The 14,500-nt window shown below is 61.5% G+C and carries 15 protein-coding genes and 1 riboswitch; of the genes, 9 read left to right on the plus strand and 6 right to left on the minus strand.

Features of this window, described 5'->3' with window-relative positions:
• Nucleotides 1-976 precede the first annotated feature (976 nt).
• The 4 genes from EYW47_RS31555 to EYW47_RS31570 all read left to right on the plus strand — a co-directional run bounded on the left by EYW47_RS31555 (nt 977) and on the right by EYW47_RS31570 (nt 2,517).
• Entirely contained in the window at nt 977-1,303 is a 327-nt protein-coding gene (locus EYW47_RS31555) for a cyclic-phosphate processing receiver domain-containing protein (protein WP_133198736.1), read from the plus strand.
• 157 nt (nt 1,304-1,460) lie between these two features.
• On the plus strand, nt 1,461-1,766 hold the full coding sequence (locus tag EYW47_RS31560; protein WP_133198737.1) for a hypothetical protein: 306 nt from the start codon (nt 1,461-1,463) through the stop codon (nt 1,764-1,766).
• 62 nt (nt 1,767-1,828) lie between these two features.
• Complete coding sequence (locus EYW47_RS42175) at nt 1,829-2,059, plus strand: hypothetical protein (RefSeq protein WP_133198825.1); 231 nt, start codon at nt 1,829-1,831, stop codon at nt 2,057-2,059.
• A gap of 116 nt (nt 2,060-2,175) precedes the next feature.
• On the plus strand, nt 2,176-2,517 hold the full coding sequence (locus tag EYW47_RS31570; protein WP_133198738.1) for an H-NS family nucleoid-associated regulatory protein: 342 nt from the start codon (nt 2,176-2,178) through the stop codon (nt 2,515-2,517).
• Between the two features lie 291 nt (nt 2,518-2,808).
• On the opposite strand, the gene EYW47_RS41100 is transcribed toward EYW47_RS31570, so the two are convergent.
• A complete protein-coding gene (locus EYW47_RS41100) occupies nt 2,809-3,144 on the minus strand; it encodes a hypothetical protein (RefSeq protein WP_165976730.1) in 336 nt (111 codons plus the stop codon).
• Between the two features lie 42 nt (nt 3,145-3,186).
• Nucleotides 3,187-3,290, minus strand: a riboswitch (SAM-I-IV-variant riboswitch).
• Nucleotides 3,291-3,421: 131 nt separating this feature from the next.
• Nucleotides 3,422-3,616, minus strand: coding sequence for an Lrp/AsnC ligand binding domain-containing protein (locus EYW47_RS31580; protein WP_133198739.1), 195 nt, complete (start codon nt 3,614-3,616; stop codon nt 3,422-3,424).
• Between the two features lie 825 nt (nt 3,617-4,441).
• Between EYW47_RS31580 and EYW47_RS31590 the strand changes: the two genes are divergently transcribed.
• The 3 genes from EYW47_RS31590 to EYW47_RS31600 all read left to right on the plus strand — a co-directional run bounded on the left by EYW47_RS31590 (nt 4,442) and on the right by EYW47_RS31600 (nt 7,403).
• Complete coding sequence (locus EYW47_RS31590; RefSeq protein WP_133198741.1) at nt 4,442-5,734, plus strand: D-amino acid dehydrogenase; 1,293 nt, start codon at nt 4,442-4,444, stop codon at nt 5,732-5,734.
• Between the two features lie 63 nt (nt 5,735-5,797).
• Nucleotides 5,798-6,397 (plus strand): short chain dehydrogenase, encoded by a 600-nt coding sequence (locus EYW47_RS31595; protein ID WP_133198742.1) that lies wholly within the window; start codon nt 5,798-5,800, stop codon nt 6,395-6,397.
• Between the two features lie 130 nt (nt 6,398-6,527).
• Nucleotides 6,528-7,403 carry an SDR family oxidoreductase gene (locus EYW47_RS31600; protein ID WP_133198743.1) on the plus strand — a complete coding sequence of 292 codons (876 nt, stop codon included), beginning with the start codon at nt 6,528-6,530 and terminating at the stop codon, nt 7,401-7,403.
• Nucleotides 7,404-7,667: 264 nt separating this feature from the next.
• Here EYW47_RS31600 and EYW47_RS31605 read toward each other — a convergent pair whose 3' ends face one another.
• Nucleotides 7,668-8,204, minus strand: a complete 537-nt coding sequence (locus tag EYW47_RS31605; RefSeq protein ID WP_133198744.1) for a Uma2 family endonuclease — start codon at nt 8,202-8,204, stop codon at nt 7,668-7,670.
• 435 nt (nt 8,205-8,639) lie between these two features.
• Here EYW47_RS31605 and EYW47_RS31610 point away from each other — a divergent pair, with 435 nt between their 5' ends.
• Together EYW47_RS31610 and EYW47_RS31615 are read left to right on the plus strand one after the other, a co-directional pair.
• Nucleotides 8,640-8,852, plus strand: coding sequence for a hypothetical protein (locus EYW47_RS31610; protein WP_133198745.1), 213 nt, complete (start codon nt 8,640-8,642; stop codon nt 8,850-8,852).
• A 704-nt stretch (nt 8,853-9,556) separates the two neighbouring features.
• Nucleotides 9,557-10,129: a cupin domain-containing protein gene (locus EYW47_RS31615; RefSeq protein WP_133198746.1), complete on the plus strand. Its 573-nt coding sequence runs from the start codon at nt 9,557-9,559 to the stop codon at nt 10,127-10,129.
• Nucleotides 10,130-10,198: 69 nt separating this feature from the next.
• Here EYW47_RS31615 and EYW47_RS31620 read toward each other — a convergent pair whose 3' ends face one another.
• From EYW47_RS31620 to EYW47_RS31630, 3 genes are read right to left on the minus strand one after another with little or no spacing between them, the layout of a single operon-like run.
• On the minus strand, nt 10,199-13,357 hold the full coding sequence (locus tag EYW47_RS31620; RefSeq protein ID WP_133198747.1) for a multidrug efflux RND transporter permease subunit: 3,159 nt from the start codon (nt 13,355-13,357) through the stop codon (nt 10,199-10,201).
• A gap of 18 nt (nt 13,358-13,375) precedes the next feature.
• Nucleotides 13,376-13,939, minus strand: coding sequence for a GNAT family N-acetyltransferase (locus EYW47_RS31625; protein WP_133198748.1), 564 nt, complete (start codon nt 13,937-13,939; stop codon nt 13,376-13,378).
• The gene (locus tag EYW47_RS31630) at nt 13,936-14,472 is read right to left on the minus strand and encodes a GNAT family N-acetyltransferase (RefSeq protein WP_133198749.1); all 537 of its coding nucleotides are present in this window, start codon (nt 14,470-14,472) and stop codon (nt 13,936-13,938) included. The genes EYW47_RS31625 and EYW47_RS31630 overlap by 4 nt, the downstream gene beginning before the upstream one ends.
• Nucleotides 14,473-14,500: the final 28 nt, after the last annotated feature.

The raw sequence follows: 14,500 nt of genomic DNA on the forward strand, positions 1-14,500 counted from the left end.
ACCGGTCAGGCCGCTGAATCCATCAAGCGCCCACACTTATCGGCTGTAAATTTTTAAAGAGCAATTCGTCTTAATCGCTTCGTTTTCGTTCGCAGCGATCAGCGAAGGAGGCGAATTATGCGGGTCATTCGCAAAGCCGTCAAGCGCATTTGCGAAAAAAGATTTTCGGGCCATATTTCGTGCTCGCTGACCTGCCCGCGAACCCAGTCCGAAGCCTGGCGACCCGACGTGACACTCCCGAGCAGGACCGGAACCGCGCGGCCATGACATCCGCTGCCGGCATTACTCATCGACCCGCACGGCTTCTGGAACGCGCCGCTCGAGGTGCTCCCGCCCTTCGACGGGAGCGTCCAGTGGCCAAGGTCGACGAGACCCTGTCCGCCGGAGACGGACGGATTGAGCATCAGGCTTGCACGTAGCCCGGCCGAATGTCACCCTGGAACAGAACGCGCAAGGGTTGTATCTCCGTGCGCGTAGACTCGGCCATTCCCATCGGCCCGCATGAATGCGGCGCTATCCTGGCCTGCTACCACGACACGATGTCCACCGGCGTAACATCCACCGTAACCGCCATTCTCACTGTCGCACTGGCCAATCACATCGTGCACATCGGTTGGAACGACGCACAGGAAGTCATCTCCCGCGATGTACTTATAGTCGCCGCCTCCATGCACGCCACCGACGCCGACACCCTCTCCGGTTGCGCCGCCCGGACACCGGGCTATTTCCAGCGCGCAAGTCGCATTGAATCTGAGGCCGTCTTACGCGGGGCAATTGCCGCAGACCAAGAACCACCGAGTCTGCGCGATATGTCAAATTCCGCGCACTCCATACGGTCGATACCGGCTTTGACCTGCCACCAGACAGTAACTTGCCACCAGTCAACGCAGCCATATGCAGCGGCCGTCCTGCTAGCAACATTTCCCATTTCCGTTCTACCGGGCCAACGGGTCCAGGCTCGAAGACGCTGGCCGACATGACACATAGCCGCTATCGCCTGCTCATCGATGATCTTCATGAAGCGGCGTCATCGACATGGGTCGTCGCTCGCACGTCGAGCGAAGCGATCTCACTGCTGGAATTGCACGGGTGCCCCTATGAGATTTCGTTCGATCATGACCTCAGGGCTGACGATACGGCAATGGCAGTCGTCAAGAAACTGATCGAGACGGATCTGGATTCCGACGGAAGATTCATTCCCGAAGACTTCAAATTCTTTGCGCATGGCGCCAACCCTGCCGGAAAAGAAAACATTCACCTAACATTGCAGTCCTATCTAAATCAGCGTGCCACTCGGCACTAAAAGAACAGCGCCGCCAGTTCGCCGATTGGCCGACAACTTTCTGAATAACTCGCTGTTACCAATCTCGCAACGCCGTTGCACCTGTGTCCGATTGCGCCGCACACACTCCGATCCGTGCTCACCAGGAACGCACGCAACGTGCGGAGGAGTAAAGGAAATGAACAAGACGATTCTCGGCGTGGTACTGGGTGCAGTTGCATTGGCTGCCTCGACGGCGGCAAGCGCGCACGTTGATGTAGCCGTCGGCGTTGACATGCCTGGCGTAGCCTACGCCCCAGCTCAACCGGCTTACGTTGCCGCGCCGCCTCTGGCGTATGCGCCCGCTCCGGTCATGATGGCCTCGCGTGGCGACGATGACTGGCGCGCACGCGAATGGCGCGAACACGAACGGCGTGAGCACCAATGGCGCGAGCGCCAGTGGCATGAGCGGGAATGGCACGACCATGACCACCGGGACTATTGAACCCATGCCAATAACCCAATATCAAACGGGAGCCCGTCATGAAAGTTAATCATCGAATCACGATGCTCGTCGCGGCCACCGTTCTGGGACTAACCGCAGCCGGAACACCAAATGCATCCGGATGCCTCAAAGGCGCAGTAGTGGGCGGTGTAGCCGGCCACTACGCGGGTCACCACGCCGTCGTGGGCGCGGTCGGAGGCTGCATTGTCGGGCGTCACGTTGCGAAAAAGCAGGCGGAGGAACGAGCCGCACAACATCAGGCAGACCGTGCGCATCAGCTAGCCACGGGCTGACCGACTGGGTATTTGCGGGCCGCTATCAAGGACGTTCATTGGAGCTGTGCTATCCTGGCGGCATGCAACTTGCAGTAATCTGCTCAAGAGTTGCATTCGGAGCGGAGCATAACGAGATGGACGAACGAAAACGCGAAAGCATAGTGGCCTACCTGCGGCGCCGGATGGCCGAATTTGAAATTGAACCAGAAGATATCGCCGCGTCCATTGCAGCAGACCAGGAGCAGTTGCGAGCGGCACGATACCGCGACGCCATCGGCAACACTTGGGACGGCAAAGGCGATGCCCCACAGTGGGTGATTCAGGCGACCAGCGCTGGACAGTCGCTCGAGCATTTTGCAATTGGCGGAACCACGGCACAGGAGCCAGTGAAACGCAATAGCGTTGACTGGCGCAATGACCCATTTGCGGGTACCAAACTCGCGACCATCAAACCGGAGCGCCTCGGAGCCGGCTGAGACGCCTGAACCGTCTTTTAGAGCGTGTCATGCCCATCAGGGAACGACTCTCACGAGCGCCACGGCAAGCTTTCATTTCAAGCGAACAAGTGCCTGGCGGCTCAAAATAATAGCGCTCCGTGGAACGAGTAAATTTTTTGCCGAGCCCCGTCCAAATTGCAGGCTGGTCAACTCACCTCCGCGCCCACGCAGGCGAGAGGCTTTCCGCCGCTCGTCAACACCAGCTTGCTCCTCCAGCCTTACCGCATCCTGGCGGCATGCGACCTGCACTTGTCTGCTCGAGAGTCGCATTCAGCGCGGAGCACGATTTGATGGGCGAATGAAATGATGCTCCATCCTTGTGCGCAACACGCCATCGAGCGCGGCAAGTTGTTCCCGCAGTCGAACCGCTTGCCCTTCCGTCATTTCGCCGAGAACGATTTTTTGATTGAGAACGTCACCGCACCGGTTGACAGCCCAACGGTCAACGGCGGCTGCTTCACCTTCGAGTATGGCGGCTGCTGTCGAGACAATACCCAGATCCAATCCCGACACGAGATGAATCGTATGCGTCAACGTGAAACCCGGAAGGATGTGCGACCAGTCGTTACAGACTGCTGGGGAGGAGGTAGAGGTGTCTTGGCGCATAGTTGCTCCGGATGAGTGTTGATCGAACCGGTGCTAGCCATGCTGCTCCCGTTTCGTTGCCGTGAATCGGCCGCATCGCCTCAAAGGCGTCCACCTTGCCCGGGCGGGCAGGTTGGCGTCGGATAGTCCGACTCTGGATGCTCTACTTCTGAAATTCTGTTCGGTATTTCGAACTCGTATCCATTATACCGAAACGCCGCCATTGAACAAGACGCCCCTGGAAGCCGACTATTTATTCGTCACACGAAACCGGCTTTCCCCGAGTTGCCACTCGCAATCACAATGGAAGCGGCCGGTCGTGAAAAATGCTTTTCATGACGAGAGTCGACGTCAACTTCAATACCGAAGGCAGCGCCGTCAACCGGCGGTCGCACAGTACCTGAAACGCCTTCAAGTCCTGCGTGACGACATACAGCATGTAGTCGGGCTCGCCAAAGAGGCGCTCGGCCAAAGTGATTTCTGCAATGCCCACGAGAGCGTCTACGCTTTCGCGCGCTAAGCACTACTTGCTCAGTGGCGGACCCACCGCAATAGCTTCGTGCTGGGCGCGTCGAATCACGCCACTCACTGGCTGAATGCATGGATCGCAAAGATGGGCACGTGGATTCTGCGCCGGGAGATGTATGTACAGCGCTCTCGAGCACGCAGCAGATGCAACAACTGGCGCACCGGAGTGGTGCGCGCGGCAAGACGACGTAACGCGCACCAAGACGGCGGCTACACGAGAGCCATCCAGATCTGCTCTGAGGACTCGCCGCACAGTTGTCGGACCATGAGCGCACCGCATCTGCGGCAACGATAGTGCTCAAGGGCAACGCGACCTTCGCATTGGCCCACTCCAACCAAAGTCATCTCGTCATTGCTGGCGAAACTCGACGAGCGTCCATCAAGGCTGTTGCACACATCACAGAGTTCCATGGCAATCCTCCGCCGCCGGCGCCCTGAGGGGAGCCGAATGGAAAAGATGGCCCAGATGAGCGGGCCGCTGGGTCGACGCTGGTGTTACGGCGTGCGTGCAACTCAAATATCCTCCAAACGGTGGTGCAGTGCAACAGCTTCAGCTCGGTCGATGCACTCAATGGAGTCGTCAAACGATGCTCACGAGATGTTTGCGCGTGCCGCAAGCAGTTGGCCGCCGCACAGCATAAAGCCAAAGCAATCGACGCGATGGCCAGGTAACTGACCCACCGTAAACTACCAATAAGAGAATATGATTCGCCAATGCGCTGAGATTCTCGCGGTTTGTCAGATTTTATTTGTGTAATTAATAATATCTCTGGCGGCGGAGTCGACTGATATGCGAGTCCTTGTACTGGGCAGTGGAGTTGTTGGGGTGACAAGCGCGTTCTATCTCGCGCGTGCGGGACATGATGTCGTTGTCGTCGACCGGGAACAGGGTCCTGCGCTCGAAACGAGCTTTGCGAATGCTGGGCAGATTTCGCCTGGCTACGCAGCGCCGTGGGCTGCGCCGGGCGTGCCGCTTAAAGCGGTGAAGTGGATGTTCCAGAAGCACGCACCGCTTGCAATTCGTCCGGACGACGAAGACAAGCAGTTCCAGCTTCAATGGATGTGGCAGATGTTGCAGAACTGCACCGCCGAGCGTTACGCCATCAACAAGAACCGCATGGTTCGACTCGCGGAATATAGCCGCGACTGCCTGAAGGCGCTGCGAGCCGAAACGGGAATTCAGTACGAAGGTCGCACGGGTGGCACATTGCAGGTATTCCGGACGCAACAGCAGTTTGACGGTGCCGCCAAGGACATCGCGGTTCTGAAAGAGGCGAATGTCCCGTATGAGTTGTTGTCCCGAGACCAACTCGCTCGTGTAGAGCCGGCACTTGCTGCCACCTCGCACAAGTTGACCGGCGGACTGCGCTTGCCCGGCGATGAGACAGGCGACTGTCAACTGTTTACGACGCGACTCGCTGCGCTGGCCGAGCAGGCGGGCGTGACCTTCCGCTACAACACGCAGGTCGATGGTCTTGTGGTCGAGGGCGGCAAAGTCATCGGTGTGCGCCATGGCGCCAAGCTCATCCATGCGGATGCATTCGTTGTCGCCTTCGGGTCCTACTCCACGAACTTCCTGTCCGGCCTAGTCAAGATTCCGGTCTATCCCCTCAAAGGCTATTCCATCACGGCGCCTATCGTCGACGAAGCTCGCGCACCGGTTTCAACAGTTCTCGACGAGACGTACAAGATTGCCATCACACGCTTCGAAAAGCGCATCCGCGTCGGCGGCATGGCTGAAATCGTTGGCTTCGACAAGCGTCTGCGCGAGGCGCGCCGCGAGACCCTCGAGATGTGCGTCAACGACCTCTTCCCTGGCGGCGGAGATACATCGAAGGCGACCTTCTGGACCGGGTTGCGTCCTATGACGCCGGACGGGACGCCGATTGTCGGCCACACCGCAGTGCCGAACCTCTACCTCAATACCGGGCACGGCACGCTCGGCTGGACCATGTCATGCGGCTCGGCGCAGCTTCTCGCAGACCTTATATCTGGAAAGAAGCCCGCCATCCAGTATGAAGACCTGAATGTTTTTCGCTACGACAAAGAGCCGGAAGCACCACGCGATTTTCAACTGAACTAGGCATTGCGCCACGTGTGATGCCTCGCTCGGCGCTGGCCTTACGCTTCTGGATCAGGAGGACCTATGCGCATTCTGATAGTTGGCGCAACCGGACTGCTCGGCAAGGAGATCCTTCGCCTGCTCTCGCCCGACCATGAAGTCATTGGCGCGAGCCGCAACGGCCCGGACCTGTCGGTGGACCTCGCAGACAAGGCGTCCATCGTGTCAATGTACCGGCAACTCGAAACCGTTGACGCCGTGATTTGCGCTGCAGGTGCAGCGAAATTTGCACCGCTTGAATTGCTGACCGAAGAAGACTTTACGTTCAGTCTGACGAACAAGCTGATGGGACAGGTCAATCTCGTCCGGTGCTCGGTCGGTCACATCGCACAAGGTGGGTCCGTGACGCTAACCAGCGGTATTCTCTCGCAGCATCCGGTCACAGGCAGTGCCGTGGTGGGCATCGTAAATGCGGGGGTCGAGGCGTTTGTCCGGTCCGCAGCGCTCGAACTGCACGGCAAGGCCCGGGTTAATGTCGTCAGCCCGGGCTGGGTTTCAGAAACGCTTGCCGCGATGGGGCAAGCTTATTCGGCAGGCACTCCCGCCGCGGTGGTAGCCCAGGCGTACAAGCGAAGCCTGGTCGAGGACATCACGGGACAGGTCATTCCAGTCAAGAAGCCTTGAGAGCCGCACCGCCATCGTTCAACTCGCCGTCGCAGCAACGGCGTTCCACTTCAGTCTTGCTGTTTTGACTCTTGGCAACGCCGCGTTTCGTACTTAACCGTATACCAGACCAAATGTTGAGGAGACGACCATGAACCTCGCTGGCAAGACACTATTCATATCAGGGGGCAGCCGCGGTATCGGACTTGCCATTGCACTCCGGGCGGCACGCGACGGCGCGAACATTGTGATTGCAGCGAAGACGGCCGACCCGGACCCGCGGCTCGAGGGCACGATACATACGGCGGCGGCGGCTGTGGAAGCTGCAGGCGGAAAGGCGCTTGCGCTGGTCGTCGACATTCGCGATGAAGAACGCGTAAAGGCTGCGGTTGCCCAAGCCGTTGAAGTGTTCGGCGGCATCGACATACTCGTGAACAATGCCAGCGCCATCCGCTTGACGGGAACGCTGGATACGCCCGTCAAGCGGTACGACCTGATGCATGGGGTGAACGGGAGAGGCACGTTTGTTTGTGCCCAGGCCTGCCTGCCCCACCTCCTCAATGCGCCGAATCCACACATCCTTACGCTGTCGCCACCGCTGGTCACCGACGCGAAGTGGTTCAAGGATTTCCCGGCCTATACCATCGCAAAGTACACGATGAGCCTTTTCACTCTCGCGCTGGCTGGCGAGTTCAAGGACCGTGGCGTCGCCGTGAATTCGCTGTGGCCAAGAACCGCGATTGCGACTGCTGCCGTGCGAAACGAGATTGGCGGTACAGATATGATTGCGGCGTGTCGCAAGCCGGAGATAGTCGCTGACGCGGCCCACTCTATCCTGACCCGCCCGTCGAGGAAGTGCTCGGGGAATTTCTTTCTCGATGATGAAGTGCTATTGGCGGCGGGTGTCCGGGACTTCTCTCAATACGACATCCAGGCGGGCGCGCCATTGCAGGCGGACTTCTTCGTTGAGGCGTTGCCCGGCATGCTGCGCTCGGACAATATGATCAAGGCGAAGCCGGGCCTGTGAGGTAGCGGTTATACGAGGAGAATCCGGCAGCGAGGCTCAACGGACTCCGCGCCACGATCGCGCTACTCCAGACAGCGTTGCCGCTGAAGCGTTGCCTGGACTCTAAGCACGGGCGAAAATGCTGAGGAAGATGGCGTCACCTGCTCGGTGCGCGTTGAGCGTCGCAACGAAGTCGCTACAGGCGCTGTTGGGTCCAGCGCTCTCCCGTCCACGCCATGCAGGCTGTGCTTCCTCAGGTATGACAAACACGATTTATATCGTGTCTTAGTGGGAAGACGGGGCAAACTCTTCGAAGTACATCCGCTCAAGTGAGAGCGTTATTCCGAATACTGAGGATTGCTGCGGCCCGTTCACTCCACAGAATTGCAGTTCTCCGCGCTGGCCAACAATAATGACTTCCCGAGCGCCGCCTTCCAGGTAAGCCCTGACTCTCGGGCCGATGTCATGTGGCAACTTGCGGTCGAGGAGCACCTCGACACACAAGTCCGGCACAAACGGGATTGGGCCTTCCCGCTCAAACCCTTCCCACTTTTCGGGTGGCATCCAGACGACGTCAGGTACGCGGATGCCAAATGACGGTGTTGTCACGGCGACCGACATCGCCGCCACGTGGCCAATCTGCTCGGCGATTTGACAGTAGACGTCGGTCAGAACAATCTGGCGCCTTGCTGAGGGATGAGGATGCGGCACCGCTTCACCGCGACTATCCAGTTCACAGCATTCCCACAACCCGAAATCAGGGTTGGGGTGAATCCGGCGCCAAGTCGCGACGAGTCCGTCCCGCTCGAGAAGAGTAGACACAACGACAAGCCTCCAATAGGGAAACACATTAAGGGTATTCCCTTTGTCGGCGCATGAAAAGCGAATATTTATGTGCATCGCACAATCAGACCAGGCAACGCGCGTCGATTTGATTTTTCGGCCGTTATCGGGCCACATCATGAGCCCGAGTGACCCTTGTGCGATGACGACTCAGTGGCCAAGTCTGAATTTTGTTGACGTCTATTGTGCGTCGCACCACAATTCGGAAGCCAAGAGCCATTACACGAAATCAGATTCTGCGGGCGCTTTACGGAAGTGCCAGGTTGTGAGTTTGGCCAGTCGACTGGCGTGCTTCTCTTCCCCGCGCTGGACACAGACGCCGACCGGCAGCCAAGCCCTCAAGAATTGGATGGCAGCTCGGCCGTGGAGCCATCCGGCCCAAGGGCGCTCTATTGTCTGAACACGGGAAGTGAAATGGAACTCGATGCGGAGACATTCCGGCAACTGCGCCGTCTCGCCCCGGTCCTCGACGACATACTCAACGCCGGCGAAGTCGAACATGCGGACCAGGCGGTGAATCTCGCGGCACTCGCACAACTATGCGCGACCCTGTTCGACGCTTACCGCTCCATGCATCCTGACGAGACCGCGCAAGCAAGCCTCAACGTGCGGGAGCCGCAAAAATAACAACTTGCTGCGCCCTTGTCGGCCACCCTCGAAGACACCCATTCGAGCTGTGCCATCCTGGTGGCATACGACTTTCATTTATCTGCTAAAGGATTGAATTCAGAGCGAATTACAATTAGATATACGAACGAAAATGCGAAAAAATAGCGGCCTGCCTGCGCCGCAGGATGGCTGGATTCGGAATCGAGCCCGACGATGGCCTCAGCCGTTCGGACAGTCTTCTGAGATTTTTAAGCCAGTATGAATTTCCCCCAAAAATAGCGGTAAAACCGGCGCGGCCGTCCATAAACGGTCCGTATCGAATCGACGTCCGGGCCAGAATGCCAGCATCGGCGCGATGAAGCGGCGTTGAGCGCAGGCGCCCAGCCTGGCGCACCACACGCCGACCCGCGTGCTGCCCACTTGAAGCAAATGGTGATTTTTAGCCGGTCATTGAATAGTGTTATGCTGCGACCTGCAGCTTATCGTTCATGGACACCGAACCTGGCCCATGATCGCAGTTCCACACGCGACAATTAGAATTGAATCCTCAGGGACATCTGGCGTTTCGCAGCGCTTTTCCGCTGCAAGCCGCGAGATGCCTATATGAGGCATTCACGGATATCAGCAGCCATTGGACATCCAATGAATCGCGCCATGGGCCGGTACTTTGGCTGGCACGAGGTCCGGGGCAAAGCACATTCATCAGACAACAAAGTTCCGCCATGGTTTCGAAAGCCGTCGAATCACAAAACGTCGTCTCCGTAGGCAGCAAGATTCGCGGACTGCGCCAGCGGCAAGGCCGCACACTGGATGACATCGCCACGGCGGCGCAGCTCTCCAAACCGTTTCTCTCGCAGGTCGAGCGAGATCTCGCGAGCCCCTCCATTACATCGCTCGTGAGCATCGCCAAGGCGCTCGGCGTGCCGGTCAGCTATTTCGTCGATGCGCCCACCGAAGCGGGTTGCGTATGCCGCGGCCAGGATCTCAAGTTCTTTGGCTTCGCCGACTCGGCCAACCTCTATGCGCGTCTCACCAACCCAACCGGCGGCCGCCAGCTCGAGGCCATTCTCGTGCGCATGCCGCCCGGCAAGCGCGAGAGCGAAGTCACCACGCACGCCGGCGAGGAATTCTTGCACGTGCTTTCGGGCGAAGTGACGCTCACGCTCGAAGGCCAGTCGTTCGTGGTTCGCGCGGGGGACAGTGCGCACTACGAATCGACCGTGCCGCACGCCTGGAGCAACACGTCGGATCAGGAAACCGTGCTCGTCTGGGTGGGTACGCCGCGTATCTTCTGAAACCGCGCTGCCCACCGTTGCGCAGCGGCAGCTTCATGGACAATTCACTGGCGGCGCTTCAAGGACGTTTCAAGGCGCTTGCGTTTCACTGTCTTCCACCGTCTGCGGCAAGCCTTGCTCACGATGGCGCGGCGACTCGCTTCGCGTGCGCCTGGCACGCGTGCGCGACACCACCGTGTAATAGAGCACGGGCGTGACCACGAGCCCGAGCAGCGTAGCCGCGATAACGCCGCCGAACACGCCCGTGCCGATCGAGTGCCGGCTCTCCGCGCCGCCGCCCTGTGAGATGACGAGTGGCAAGACACCGAGCAGGAACGCCGCCGAGGTCATCACGATAGGGCGCAGGCGCTCGCCGCTCGCGCCCACCACCGCCGCGCCGAGCGGCACACCGCGCGCACGGCGCACGTTCGCGGCCTGCACGATCAGGATGGCGTTCTTGGCCGCGAGGCCGATCACGGTCACCATGCCCACCTTGAAATAGATGTCGTTGGGCAACCCGCGCAAGAGCATCGCGCTGACCGCGCCCACCGCGCCGAGCGGCACGACCAGCAGCACCGAGAGCGGCGTGATCCAGCTCTCGTAGAGTGCCGCGAGCACCATGAACACCGCCAGCAGCGAAAGGCCGAGCAGGAGCGGCGTCTGGCGCGCGGCCTGCGCTTCCTCGAACGCGGCGTCGGTCCATTCGCCGGACACGCCCTCGGGCAGCGCGAGCGCGAGCCGCTCCATTTCCGCCATCGCTTCGCCCGAGCTATGGCCCGGCGCTGCGCGCCCCGTCACGTCGAGCGAGGGATAGCCGTTGTAGCGGCTCAGCATCACGGGGCCGAGCGTCCAGTGCGTGGCCGCGATCGACGACATCGCCACGGTGCCGCCCGCCGAGTTCTGCATCGGCAGATCGAGCAGCTGGCTGTCGCTCATGCGCGTGGGTGCGTCGGCGGCGACGATGACGCGGCGCATGCGGCCGCCCGCCGGAAAGTCGTCGACGTAGTTCGAGCCGAATGTGCTGCCCAGCACGTCCGCGATGCGGTCGAACGAGACGCCGTACGCGTAGGCCTTGTTGCGGTCGACGTCGAGCTCCACGCGCGGCGCGTCGGGCAAGTCCTCCGAATGGACTTGCGCCACCACGCGGCTCTTGCCCGCAGCGTCGATCAGCTGATCGCGCGCGGCTTTCAGTGCGTCCATCCCCGTGCCGCCGCGATCCTCCAGCCGATACGTGAAACCCTCGGCGTGCCCGATGCCCGGCACCGCCGAAGGCAGCGTGGCCTGCACGTCGCCGTCGAGGATCGTTGCGAACTGCTCGTTGAGCGCGTCGCGCAGCGTCTGCGCGTCTTTTTCTTGCTTGCCGCGCTGGCCCCATGGCTTGAGCTCGACGAACGCCATCGCCACATTCTGGCCGCTGCCGGCGAAGCTCCAGCCCACCACGCTCGTCACGTTACCCACCGCCTGTTGCTTGCCCAGCATCGCCTCCACGCGCTTGACCACGTCGAGCGTGCGCGCCTGGGTGGCGCCCGCGGGCAACTGGATCATCACTTGCAGCTGACCTTCATCCTCGCTCGGCAGGAAGCCCTGCGGCAGCTTCCAGTAAAGCAGCGCCCCGACCGCGCACAGGACCACGTAGATCGTAAGCACGCGCGGGCCGCGCCGCAGCAGCGCGGACACGAGCGCACGATAGCCGCGCGAGGCCCGCGCCGCTTGCGCTGCAAGGCCACGCTCGGGCTTGCGGGCAGGCTTCGGCATCCTTAGCAAATTAGCGCACAGCGCCGGCGTGAGCGAGAGCGCCATGAACGACGACACGAGCATGGACGCGATCATCGCCACGGCGAACTGCCGGTAGATGCCGCCCACGTTGCCGTTGAAGAACAGCATCGGCACGAACACGGCCGTGAGCACGGCCGTCACGCCGACGATCGCGCCGCCGATGCGCTTCATCGCGGCGCGCGTGGCCTCGCGCGGCGGGAGACCGCGCTCGTGCATCACGCGGTGCACGCTCTCCACCACGACGATGGCATCGTCCACGAGGATGCCGATCGCGAGCACGAGGCCGAACATCGTGAACACGTTGATCGACATTCCGCCCGCGTAGAGCGCGAGAAACGCGCCCATGAGCGTGACGGGAATCACCACGGTGGGCACGAGCGTCGAGCGCAAGTCGCGCAGGAACAGCCACATCACGGCGAACACGAGGACCACGGCTTCGATGAGCGTGATCACCACTTCGTGGATCGCCACGCGCACGAAGTAAGCGGTATCGAACGGGATCTCGATCGCCACGCCGGGCGGCAGGTGCTTCGAGAGCGCCGCGAGCCGTGCGCGGATCGCGTTCGATGTTTCGAGCGCGTTGCCGCGCGGGCCGAGCTGGATGCCCACCGTCGCCGCGGGGCGGCCGTTCAGCCGTGAGTAGAATGAATAATCGGCGCGGCCGAGCTCCACGCGCGCGATGTCGCCCAGCCGCACGAGCGAGCCGTCCGTTTTCGCCTTCAGCACGATCTGCCCGAATTCCCCGGGCGTGTCGAGCTGCCCCTTCACGCTCACCGACTCGGTGGTCTGCTGCCCGTTCACGAACGGCGCGTTGCCGAGCGTGCCCGCCGTCACGGGCGCGTTCTGCGCGGAGATGGCCAGGTTGACCTCGGCAGCCGTCAAACCGTATTCGCGCAGCTTCACGGGATCGAGCCAGACGCGCATGGCCTCGTCGGAGTCCCAGAGTTCCGCCGCGCCCACGCCCGGCGCGCGCTTGAGGTCGCGCAGGATGAAGCGGTTCAGGTAGTCGCTCAGTTGCGCGGAGTCGCGCGTGCCGTCGGTGGAGGTGAGCGCGACGAGCATCAGGAAGGTGTTGGCGGCCTTCTCCACGTCGATGCCCTGCTGCACCACCGGCTGCGGCAGCCGCGCCTCCACCTGCTTCAGACGGTTCTGCACGTCCACGAGCGCGATGTCGGGATTGCTGTCCGGCGCAAAGGTCACGTCGATTTCGAGGTTGCCTAGCGCGTCGCTTGTCGTTTCGTAGTACTGCAGACCTTCAATGCCGTCTAGACTCTCCTCGATCACGCTCGCCACATTGGCGTCCACCTCTTCCGGCGACGCGCCCGGATACTGCGTGTAGATCACGATGCGTGGCGGCGAGAGCCGCGGATACTGCGCGACCGGCAGCATGGGAATCGCGAGCACGCCCGCCACCATCACGGCGAGCGCGATAACCCACGCGAAGACCGGCCTGTCGATGAAGAAGAAGGGCACGCGCTTGTCGGTCCGCGGTTATGAGGTTGAGGGAATCGCGAACGGCGGTGCGTCCGCGTAACGCGCCATGTGGAGCGTGTCGGCAAGCAGGCCGTCGCGCGTTGCGGCGCCACGCGAGCGCCCCTCCACCACGAAGCCGAACTTGCGATAGAGCGCGATCGCCGCCGCGTTGTCGGCGAACACTTCAAGCTCGACCCGGCGCAGGCCCAGCGAATGGTCCGCGCACTCGAGCATCGCCGCCATCAGCGCGCTGCCCACCCCGCGCCGCTGATACGCGTCGTGCACGGCGAAGCCCAGCGACGCGCAGTGCGAACGGCGCGGCTTCGCGATCTCGAGATGCGATTGGCCGACGACGCGGCCGTCGACTTCAGCGCAGATCGTGATGCAGCCCGGCGGCCGGCTCTCGTACCATGTGCGCAAGGATTCGGGCGTGCGCCAGCCGCTCAGGAGCGTGCCGTGGCGCACGCCTGGCTGGTTCATCATGTCGACGAGCGCGTCGAAATCGGACGGCTCGCAGGTGCGCACGCGAACGGCGCCGGCAGACGCGGACGCGAACGCGTGCGAAGAAGTCATGTTGTTCATGCGCAGCACTCCTGAGCGAACGGCAGCGCCTCACGCATGCGCGCCATCAGGAAAGCGTCGATGAGCATCCCCTCGCGCAACACGCTGCCGCGAAAGCGCGCCTCGACTTCGAAACCGCACTGGCGATAGAGCGCGATCGCGGCGGCGTTGTCGGTCAAGACATGGAGCTCGAGCCGGCGCAGGCCGAGCCAGTTGTCGGCGAAATCGAGAATCTGCCTCATCAGATGGGCGCCGATGCCGCGCCGCTGCCAGCCGTCATGCACGTTGATGCCGATCCGGCCCACATGCGCGCGACGCAGCTTCTGAGGATGCAGCTCGGCCTCGCCCACCATCGTCTCGCCCACCCACGCCCCGATGGCAAGCGCGGGAGACATCACGCCGGCGATCCACTCGCGCGTCTGTTCGAGCGAGCGGTACGGCGCGTGCGGATTGCCGCGCAACACGGACGGGCCGTGCTGCAACGCATGGAACGCTTGGGCATCGCCGGGGCGCAGTGCGCGCACGACGAGCCCCTCGGGTAAGCTCGACTGCATTGTTGTTTCCTTCTTGTTCTTCGAGTCG

This window comes from Paraburkholderia silviterrae, from assembly GCF_004353915.1.
Lineage (GTDB): Bacteria > Pseudomonadota > Gammaproteobacteria > Burkholderiales > Burkholderiaceae > Paraburkholderia > Paraburkholderia silviterrae.

Coding starts and splice junctions, on each gene's coding strand:
- EYW47_RS31555 (WP_133198736.1), top strand. CDS start 977: ATGACACATAGCCGCTATCGCCTGCTCATCGATGATCTTCATGAAGCG.
- EYW47_RS31560 (WP_133198737.1), top strand. CDS start 1,461: ATGAACAAGACGATTCTCGGCGTGGTACTGGGTGCAGTTGCATTGGCT.
- EYW47_RS42175 (WP_133198825.1), top strand. CDS start 1,829: ATGCTCGTCGCGGCCACCGTTCTGGGACTAACCGCAGCCGGAACACCA.
- EYW47_RS31570 (WP_133198738.1), top strand. CDS start 2,176: ATGGACGAACGAAAACGCGAAAGCATAGTGGCCTACCTGCGGCGCCGG.
- EYW47_RS41100 (WP_165976730.1), bottom strand. CDS start 3,144: ATGCGCCAAGACACCTCTACCTCCTCCCCAGCAGTCTGTAACGACTGG.
- EYW47_RS31590 (WP_133198741.1), top strand. CDS start 4,442: ATGCGAGTCCTTGTACTGGGCAGTGGAGTTGTTGGGGTGACAAGCGCG.
- EYW47_RS31595 (WP_133198742.1), top strand. CDS start 5,798: ATGCGCATTCTGATAGTTGGCGCAACCGGACTGCTCGGCAAGGAGATC.
- EYW47_RS31600 (WP_133198743.1), top strand. CDS start 6,528: ATGAACCTCGCTGGCAAGACACTATTCATATCAGGGGGCAGCCGCGGT.
- EYW47_RS31610 (WP_133198745.1), top strand. CDS start 8,640: ATGGAACTCGATGCGGAGACATTCCGGCAACTGCGCCGTCTCGCCCCG.
- EYW47_RS31615 (WP_133198746.1), top strand. CDS start 9,557: ATGGTTTCGAAAGCCGTCGAATCACAAAACGTCGTCTCCGTAGGCAGC.
- EYW47_RS31625 (WP_133198748.1), bottom strand. CDS start 13,939: ATGAACAACATGACTTCTTCGCACGCGTTCGCGTCCGCGTCTGCCGGC.
- EYW47_RS31630 (WP_133198749.1), bottom strand. CDS start 14,472: ATGCAGTCGAGCTTACCCGAGGGGCTCGTCGTGCGCGCACTGCGCCCC.